General features: G+C 43.5%; 6 protein-coding genes. 2 read left to right on the top strand and 4 right to left on the bottom strand.

Annotated features, from left to right (window positions below; genetic code table 11):
- The 3 genes from FS666_RS18240 to FS666_RS18230 all read right to left on the bottom strand — a co-directional run.
- The coding region (locus tag FS666_RS18240) for a nuclease/transposase family protein (RefSeq protein WP_483409539.1) at positions 1 to 711 on the bottom strand (711 nt) is incomplete at its 3' end.
- Positions 712 to 886: 175 nt separating this feature from the next.
- Complete coding sequence (locus FS666_RS18235; protein WP_144462330.1) at positions 887 to 2,446, bottom strand: multicopper oxidase family protein; 1,560 nt, start codon at positions 2,444 to 2,446, stop codon at positions 887 to 889.
- Between the two features lie 275 nt (positions 2,447 to 2,721).
- The gene (locus tag FS666_RS18230) at positions 2,722 to 4,221 is read right to left on the bottom strand and encodes a DHA2 family efflux MFS transporter permease subunit (RefSeq protein ID WP_144462328.1); all 1,500 of its coding nucleotides are present in this window, start codon (positions 4,219 to 4,221) and stop codon (positions 2,722 to 2,724) included.
- A gap of 168 nt (positions 4,222 to 4,389) precedes the next feature.
- Here FS666_RS18230 and FS666_RS18225 point away from each other — a divergent pair, with 168 nt between their 5' ends.
- The gene (locus FS666_RS18225; RefSeq protein WP_144462326.1) at positions 4,390 to 5,265 is read left to right on the top strand and encodes a TetR/AcrR family transcriptional regulator; all 876 of its coding nucleotides are present in this window, start codon (positions 4,390 to 4,392) and stop codon (positions 5,263 to 5,265) included.
- Between the two features lie 72 nt (positions 5,266 to 5,337).
- Here the strand turns inward: FS666_RS18225 and FS666_RS18220 are convergent, their stop codons facing one another.
- A complete protein-coding gene (locus FS666_RS18220) occupies positions 5,338 to 7,776 on the bottom strand; it encodes a PBP1A family penicillin-binding protein (protein WP_144462324.1) in 2,439 nt (812 codons plus the stop codon).
- Positions 7,777 to 8,166: 390 nt separating this feature from the next.
- Between FS666_RS18220 and FS666_RS18215 the strand changes: the two genes are divergently transcribed.
- Positions 8,167 to 8,886, top strand: coding sequence for a polysaccharide deacetylase family protein (locus tag FS666_RS18215; RefSeq protein ID WP_144462323.1), 720 nt, complete (start codon positions 8,167 to 8,169; stop codon positions 8,884 to 8,886).
- Positions 8,887 to 8,993 lie beyond the last annotated feature (107 nt).

Below are 8,993 nucleotides of genomic sequence, written 5' to 3'. Positions count from 1 at the left end.
GCCGTTATCAAGGCCGACTTTCCCTTCAACCGGTTTCCTCTTTTGGGGCGGGATGCCTTTCATGACCAGCTGCAGATAGAATTTCGTTCTGCCGCGGATGATTTTGCGCACAATCCGGCAATAAGCGATTTCATCGTGCAGGGCTGCTTCCAGGTATGGATCTTTACCTGGTTTTGGCATTTCTGCTTTTATTTTTAATCCGTTCCACTCCACAAAGCCATTTTCGTATCTGATCCCTGATTTATTGGTTTTGCCTTCCAGCGTATTGAATTCGCCGAACTTTTTGAAGCGCACCTTTTTTGTTTTTGGGTTGAAAAGATAATCTTCGATCGATTCCCAGACATTGAGTGCAATTTTTTGCACGGCATGAGAGTCTAAATGCACCTTTTGCTTGTGCTTTTTGTTTTTCGGTTTTTTGCCAAGGAAGTGTTTTCCCATATGATTGACGATGCGCTCTGCACCGGTTTTACTGACATCATATGCTTCCTGAATCTCGGTTAATTTTTTTGTTCGTGTCTTGGATTTCTCTTGCTTGAGCCAAAATTGATAAGTTTCATCTTTTCTCATTTGTTGAATGTTATCCAGCATTTTTCGCTTGCAGGCGTTATAAATATGGCGCCCGATTTCAAGGCGTTTTTCCAGTATATGAACTTGAAAAATCTCCGTTTTGAGGAATAGTTCTACGACATAGCGGGGACCCATGTTCGCCATATTTACCCGGCCTCCGAACATACATTCTATATTAATGTTATAATATTAAAAAAATAAAAGCAAGCGCTTTTTCATCTTTATTTGAATCTATGCCGCTGGCATTCATCCCGGCATTGAAATACCGGGATGAATGCCAGTTGTTCGTAACATAGGACAGGGCACGCAAAGCATGCCCTTAACAATCCTTTTCTACTACCCTCATTGGCCGCATCATGTCATAATCTTCATGTTCCAGTATATGGCAGTGCCATACATATTCGCCGGGATTTTCCGTAAATTGCATAATGACACTTGTAACCATACCAGGCTCAGCTTTCACTGTGTCTTTCCATCCCCTCTCATGTATCTCAGGTTCAATCGGAGGGCCGGTGTATTGAATATGGCCGTCTTGGTTAAAGCGCTCCAGGTCAAACGGTATCCTGTGCAAAATTTTAAATTGGATCAGATGAATGTGAATGGGATGGGGAAAGTTAGTGACGTTGATCAATTTCCAAACTTCCGTATCGCCAATGACAGGCTTCTCGGTGACAGGATCATGCCACATTCGATCATCCAGCAACAATACTGGTCTATTATATTCATCTTGGATCGCATCAAGCTTTAATAATCTGGTTTTATCGGCCTTATTTTCGTCCAATATCAGTTCATCCGACATCATCTTATCCGGTATCTCGCTGGAATCCCTCCCTTTTAAAGGCAGGACCACATCAAAACGCATAATCACTCCCATATTCCCGTCATCATTTGTATTTTGCAAAATGATTTTTTTCCCTTTGTGTTTTGAAAAGTCGATGATCACCTCCGAGCGTTCAGCGGGTTCCAAAGGAAGAGCTGTCAGTTCGGCAGGTTTTTCAAGCAGTCCGCCATCCGTAGCGATTTGATGGAAAGCCCGCCCGTCACCTAATCTTAAAGTATAGGCATTCGTATTGGATGCGTTTAATATACGGAAACGATATTTGCGGGGCTCGACTGATAATTTGGGCCAGAGCTTCCCGTTAACCGCTATCGTATTCCCGATAAAAAAAGGCTGCACAGACGGGTTTACAGGCGCTGGCGGAGTAGTGTTTTCCGGGTAAAATAATGAACCGTCCGAACGGAATGACCGGTCCTGAATCATCAAAGGTATATCATATGGGCCTTTGGGCAATTTCAGTTGCTTTTCCACCGGATCTTCAATCAAATAGAACCCTGCTAAACCAGCGTATACATTCAGCCTTGTAATGCCAATGGCGTGATCGTGATACCAAAGAGTCGCTCCCATTTGCCTGTTTGTATATTCGTATACTTTACGCCTGAAGGCTGCACCCGTTTCAGCAAAATCTCTGGAAAACCAGGCTTCAGGATGGCCATCGCTTTCCCAGGCAACATTCGCACCGTGTAAATGGACAACTGTCCGGACGTCCGGGGGGCCGGCCGATTCATGAAGCGTCCTGTCAATTGGCAAAAGGTGTTTCCTTGGCAATTTATTCTTCCAACACACGGAGATTTTTTCGTTTTTCCGGACTTTTATTGTGGGGCCGGGATGCATTCCATCATATCCCCAAACCGTTGTTGTCGGAAAAAGACGATGATATCGATGCTGTATTTGTTTCATTGAGATTTCATAATACGGATTACCTTTAATGGCGGTTCTTGGCTTGGCAACCGCAGGAATCGGCAGCTCATCCTCGAACTTCGGAATAGTGTCCGGATTGGAAGGATCAACCTTCTTTCCCGTTTTATATTTAGTATGCATTCCATCACTTCCTGACCTATAATCTCCTATTTATTGTATGTGGGTCAATCGTTGATGAAAGGGACAGATGCGGAGTCTCGGATACTGGAGCAAAAAAATAAGGGATGAGTGAGCTAAGCTCAACCCATCCCAAAGGCAGTAGAACAGTCTTTCTTATGCCCAGCTTCAGGCGCCATCGGCGCAAGGATCAAGCCGAATTGCTGTGGTGGCTGAAAAGCTCCCTCATCAAATTCGTCTTGTGCTTGTCGCCTAAGGCTGCGCGCCTTGCGCTTTTCTTATTCGGTTTGCGTTTTAAATTTTTTAGCGAGTGCCTTATCAGTCTTCGGGGGAGTGACCCGCTTCATGAACATTGCCAACACAAGCGCAACTGCTGCGATATAAGTTGATATTAGGAATGTATGTGTAATCCCGTCAAGCATAGCCTGCTGGGATAATTCTTTTAAAGCTTCGGGAGTGGCCGGTGCATTGCCTGAAGCCGCTGCTTTTTCCGCAAGTTCAGCGCCGCTCGTTTCCATCCTTTTATTCATAATCGTGATCAGGACTGCCGTTCCAATCGCGCCGGAAATTTGCTGTAATGTGTTGTTCATCGCAGTTCCATGTGGATTGGCAGACATCGGAAGCTGATTCAGGCCATTTGTCATTACAGGCATCATGACGAGGGACATTCCAAACATGCGAATCGTGTATAGAAACATAATATGATAAAATCCGGTGTCCGCGGTGAGCCTGCTGAAAAGATACGTTGTAATCACAGTTACCGTAAGGCCAATCGCTGCCAAAATCCTTGCTCCGTATTTATCGAAAAGCCTTCCTGTGACCGGCGACATGATGGCCATCAAAATTGCACCGGGAAGCATCAATAATCCCGCATGGAACGGCGAGATTTCCCTAATCGTCTGAACATAAATCGGAGTCAAAATCATTCCGGAGAACATCGAAGCCGAAACTACTACCATGATCACCGAGGAAAGGGCAAACATCGGATATTTATAAATCCTGAATTCCAGCATCGGGTCTTCCATTTTAAGCTGGCGTACGACAAATATAACAAGCGCAATGACACCAATGACGATGGTGCCGTACACTTCCGGGGCATCCCAGCCTTTATCCCCGGCTGTACTGAATCCGTACAAGAGACTCCCAAATCCGATGCTTGATAAAATAAGCGAAAATATATTCACTTTGATGTCACGGGTTGGAGTGATGTTTTTCAGCTTAAACAATGCAAAAATAAGCGTAATGACGGCAAAAGGCAGGATGATCCTAAAAAGAGTACGCCAATCATAATGTTCCACTACCCAGCCCGACAGTGTCGGCCCGATGGCCGGGGCGGCCATGATCACGAGTCCAAACATACCCATAGCGGTTCCCCGCCGCTCAACAGGAAATGCGGTCAGCATCACATTCATAAGCAGCGGCATCATCATCCCTGCACCGGAAGCCTGAATCATGCGCCCTGCTATAAGAAAACCGAATGAAGGTGCAAAAGCCGCAAATGCGGTTCCTATTGTAAACAGCGACATAGCTGTCAAAAACAGATTTCTGTTGGTAAACCTCTGAATAAAAAAAGCACTTGCCGGGATTAATATCCCATTGACAAGCATATATCCATTCGTAAGCCACTGAACGACGGCCGGTTTTACATTAAATTCCGCCATGATTGTCGGAAGCGCCACATTCAGAAGCGTATTGTTCAAAAAAGCCACAAATGCGCCGAAAAAAAGGATTGCAATCATACCATAAGGCGGCTTTTTATGCAGTTCTTCCATATCCATTTTGTTTTCCCTTCCTTCACGTTGAAATCGCTCATTACTGATTACTTTTCACATTTTATACTCTGCGTTCAACTTTTGCAATAAAAAGTTCTCTTATCCATTAAAACATTGATAAACATAGGAAAAAAGGCTACTATAAGACTATACTTCAAGTCTAAAGGTGATTGGATGAACGACCGGAAACACCGTGTTTTATTAACTGCCCAGCGGCTTTTTATAGAAAAAGGCTTCGCCGCCACTTCAGTTCAGGACATATTGGACGAATCAAAGATATCAAAAGGTACGTTTTATAATTATTTTTCATCTAAAAATGAGTGCCTGATGACGATCCTGATTCATGCGCACGAAATAACTGCCGCCAGAAGAAAGGAATTATTGATCGGAAAAGACCGTTCGGATAAAGAAGTTTTGGCCAGACAAATTGCAGTCCGGATGGAAATCCATCGAGAACAGCAATTAGTCCCCCTTTTTGAAGCGATTTTTCATTCCAAAGACCGTGAATTGAGAGAATTTATAAAAAAGCATCACATGGCTGAACTTGCGTGGCTGTCCCGAAGACTGGTTGACGTATATGGCAAGGAAGCAGATCCCTACGCCTTGGATTGTGCAATCATGGTTGCAGGCATGCTCAAACATTTTATTAACGTTTGGGTGACCGGCCTTAAGGAGGATGTAGACACATTCAGGCTTATCAACTTTATACTGCGCAGAACCGACTCCATTATTCTTAATATGATCCAAACGAAAGACAACCTGTTGGGGGAACGTTTATTTTTACCTTACGAGGAATCTTTTAAGAAAGATTTATATACAAAGGAGCAAATACTTGAAAGCCTCTTAAGCTTTTCAAATTCGCTTGGAGAAGGACATAAAGGGAAGCAGTATGCCGATTTTCTTATTAATGAAATACAGTCAGACCTTCCAAGAATCCATTTAATGGAAACCGTTCTCCATGCTTTCGCTGATGCTTTTAACAACACACCTTCTGAAAAAGAAGCAAAAGAACTGGCATTTTCTATATCCGATTACATGAATGCACTGTAAAAACAAGCCCGGTGAATGAAAGCCAAGTGCTTTCTTTCATCGGGCTTTTCTAATCATCAATAGAAGCTGGACTTATTCTTCTTTTTCTTTTGGAGGCTGGTTTTGGCCCGCCGGTTTCCCTTTATTTTCGTCGGAATCCCCTGCTCCCTTATTATCTTCGGGTGGAGGGCTATCCTTGTTTCCCGGATTTTCTTTATCATTCCCGCCCTTATTCTCTTCGGGATTCCTATTATTATTTCCTCCTTGGCCGTTGTTTCCTGCAGGAGGCTGCTTATTCCCCTGTCCCGGATTTTCTTCGCTTGGAGGCTTCGGATTATTGTCACCGGGCTTTTTCTGCCCTTCATTTTCCACATTTGGATCAGGCTTTTTCTCTTGTTCTCCGGATTTCTCTTGGTCTTCATTTTCTTTCTCTTTTTCTTCTATTTTCTCATCAGAATCCTCAAGCTTTTCGTCATCCTCTTCTGTGATCTCCGGCTTGTTCTCCACTTCATTCTTCTTTACAGGCTTATTTATGTTGATCTGCTTTTTGGCAGGGGCGGTTCCTTTTACAAATAATTCGACCCTGTTTCCAATGGTCCTTTTTTCCACAGAGGATGGCATCGTGAAGTCCGGTGTTTCGATGCCTTCGGATACTTCAGACATAATATGTTTGAAAATCAATTTGGCATTATGAGAGTCCTGCATTTGGACGAAACTTTCCTGTGAAATCTCATCATATCCGGTCCATACGGCAGCTGAATAACGGGTTGTATATCCGGCAAACCATGCATCCGTCACCCCATATCCATAGATGTCATCCGGCAATTCGTTTGTACCTGTTTTTCCTGCCAGCGGAAGTCCCGGAATGTTTGCCATATCCCCGGTTCCCTCTGTCACCACTGTTTTTAACATATCTGTGATCATATAAGCCGTATAATCACTCATCGCCTGAACAGGCTTCGGCTGTAGATTCTTTTCCTTTCCATCCAAATACACGATTTTGCGAACCGTATGGGGCTCATTAAACACCCCCTCGTTTCCAAAAGCGGCATAGGCTCCTGCCAGTTGAAGAGGAGAGACTCCATCTTTAAAACCGCCAATGGCATAGGCAGGAAAAATTTCATCCAAAGGAATGCCCAGTTTTTCGGCAAATTTCTTTGCCTCTTCAGGCCCTGCTTCCTGCATCGCTTTAATGGCAGGTATATTATACGACCATTGAAGTGCAGTCCTCATGGAGACATTACCATGAAAGCGATTGTCCCAGTTTTTAAAAACCTTTCCGTTCAACTCGATTTCTTCATCTTTTATCTGCTCATACGTCGACCATTTCAGCTTTTCAATTGCCGGCCCATAGGCCATGATGGGCTTGGCTGTAGAGCCTGGCTGCCGTTTCATTTGAGTGGCATAATTGAAGCCTCTTTGAATCTCTGCTTCCGAATCCCGGCTGCCGCCAATCGCGCGAACTTCCCCGGTCTTTGTATCTAACAGTACGACACCCGCTCTGAATTTATCATCAGGATAATCAATATATTCATCTGTCTTTAAAACTTTGTCTGTAATCTTTTGTGCTTTGGGATCAAATGTTGTATAGATTTTCAGCCCCAGCGTATAAAGCTTGTCCTCATCTATCCCTTTTTCCTTCAATTCTTCGATGACCCTGTCCGTGAAGCTGTTATATGTATTTTTCCTCTTTTGCTTCTTCAGCATGTCTTTTACCGGAATGGATTGCGCTTCCTTTTTTTCTTTTTCAGTTATATATCCATGCTCATGCATCAAAGAAAGAACAAGATCCCTTCTGTTTTCGGCAAGCTCCGGATTCTCGTATGGATTATAACCGCTCGGCCTTTGCGGCAATCCTGCCAACAGCGCTGCCTCGCTTAAGTTTAAATCCTTAACGGATTTCCCGAAATACACATCTGCGGCCGTTGCAACGCCGTATGCCCCTTCACCGAAATAAACTTTATTCAAATACATCTCCAATATTTCTTCTTTTGTATATTTCCTTTCCAATTTTAATGCAAGATATGCTTCTTGAACTTTGCGCTCGATGGTTTTTTCAGGGGATAAAAAAGACATCTTTACGAGCTGCTGTGTGATCGTGCTGCCCCCCTCCACTCCAAAGCCTTCCTTAATATTTGCAACCGTTGCACCAGCGATTCGTTTAAAGTCAATGCCATGATGATCCCAGAACCTCACATCTTCGACAGACAGGAAAGCATTCTGCACGCTTTTCGGTACCTGATCCAAAGGAACCATTTTTCGGTATTCTTCTCCGGCTACATCCATTATCTTTTTATTATTCATGTCGTATATAGTGGAAGACATTGGTGAATTTAGCTGCTCGGGATTTAATTTGGGCGCTTCTTTTACATAGGCCATCGCTGTAAATGCAAAAACCCCAGTAACTAAAATCCCGAAAATGAAGAATGCCAACAAAGTCCGAAAAGCCAAACTTCGGGCTCTTCCTTTTACTTTTTCTTTTTTTTCCTTATTCTCTCTGTATTGCCTGCGACTGGGATAACTCTCCCCCATGACCACATTCCCCCTAATATGTAATCATAATAATAACGAATACCCGAAATTTTTTTGTTCTAACCTTTGAATCCGCTGGAAAATCGAAAATTTAATTACAGCTGCGGATAATGGAAAATACATTTTCATGAATCCCGCGAACCCCTATTTTACTCACTCCGAGATGCAATTCTTGTCGCATTTCGGCTTATATTTCAGGATATTTTTCAACGTTTTTCGAATAAAAGTTCAAATGTAAAAAAAGGCGTCTTTACAGATGCCTTTTTTAAAAATATATTTGTGTTCATTTAGGTTTTTATCTAAAAAGAGCGTACATTGTAAACGTGCATAATCTATGTTGTTTTACAAACTCTACCCATATAAACAGATATAAGAAAAGGATGAATCACAGTGAAACATATTCGGCTCCTGTCCTGCCTGCTTCTCCTTGCTTTATGTTTTTCGTCCGGCTCTGTTCAGCCAAAGGCGATGGCTGCGGAAAAAAATAAATACGAAAGTACATCGATTATGAGGGGCCCTGCGACAAAACGTGAAATCGCTTTGACTTTCGATGATGCGCCGGATGATATCTTTACACCTAAGATTTTGGATATCCTGAAGGAAAAAGAAGTGAAAGCCACCTTTTTTCTTGTTGGATACAGGATAGAAAAATATCCTGATATTGCCAGACGCATTGTGCGGGAGGGCCATGCAGTGGGGAACCACTCCTATAATCATCCTAACTTTTTAAACATGCAAGACGCTGATTTTCAAAAGCAAATTACCAGAACAGACGAGTTAATCCGCTCTCTGACCGGCTCTGCTCCAACTATTGTGAGGCCTCCGTATGGAAATATCAGCAACAGACAGATGGAATGGCTGGCAGGAAGCAAAAGAATTGTAGTGGCATGGGACGTGGATTCGCTGGATTGGAAAGGGTTGGAGGCGGAAGAAGTGGCAAGCAATATTCTTCCGAACGTAAGTCCCGGGTCCATTGTTCTGCAGCATTCGGGAACCGGCGATGGCGGGGATTTATCGGGTACCGTCCATGCACTGCCGACGGTGATCGATGATTTGCGAAAAAAAGGATTCAAACTGGTGACAGTCCAGGACATGCTCGGTATACCATAATATTGTTGCGATAAATTAAGAAAAGCGGAAGCGCCTTGCCCATTGACGTACAGACTGGAGTGCCTCCGACGAGATAAAGGAAACACGGCGAGGAACGAGCCGATGTT

Origin of the sequence: Siminovitchia fortis, from assembly GCF_007681465.1 — a bacterium.
Lineage (GTDB): Bacteria > Bacillota > Bacilli > Bacillales > Bacillaceae_C > Siminovitchia > Siminovitchia fortis.
The sequence above is the reverse complement of the archived record's forward strand: the minus strand, read 5'-3'. Positions and strand labels throughout refer to the sequence as shown.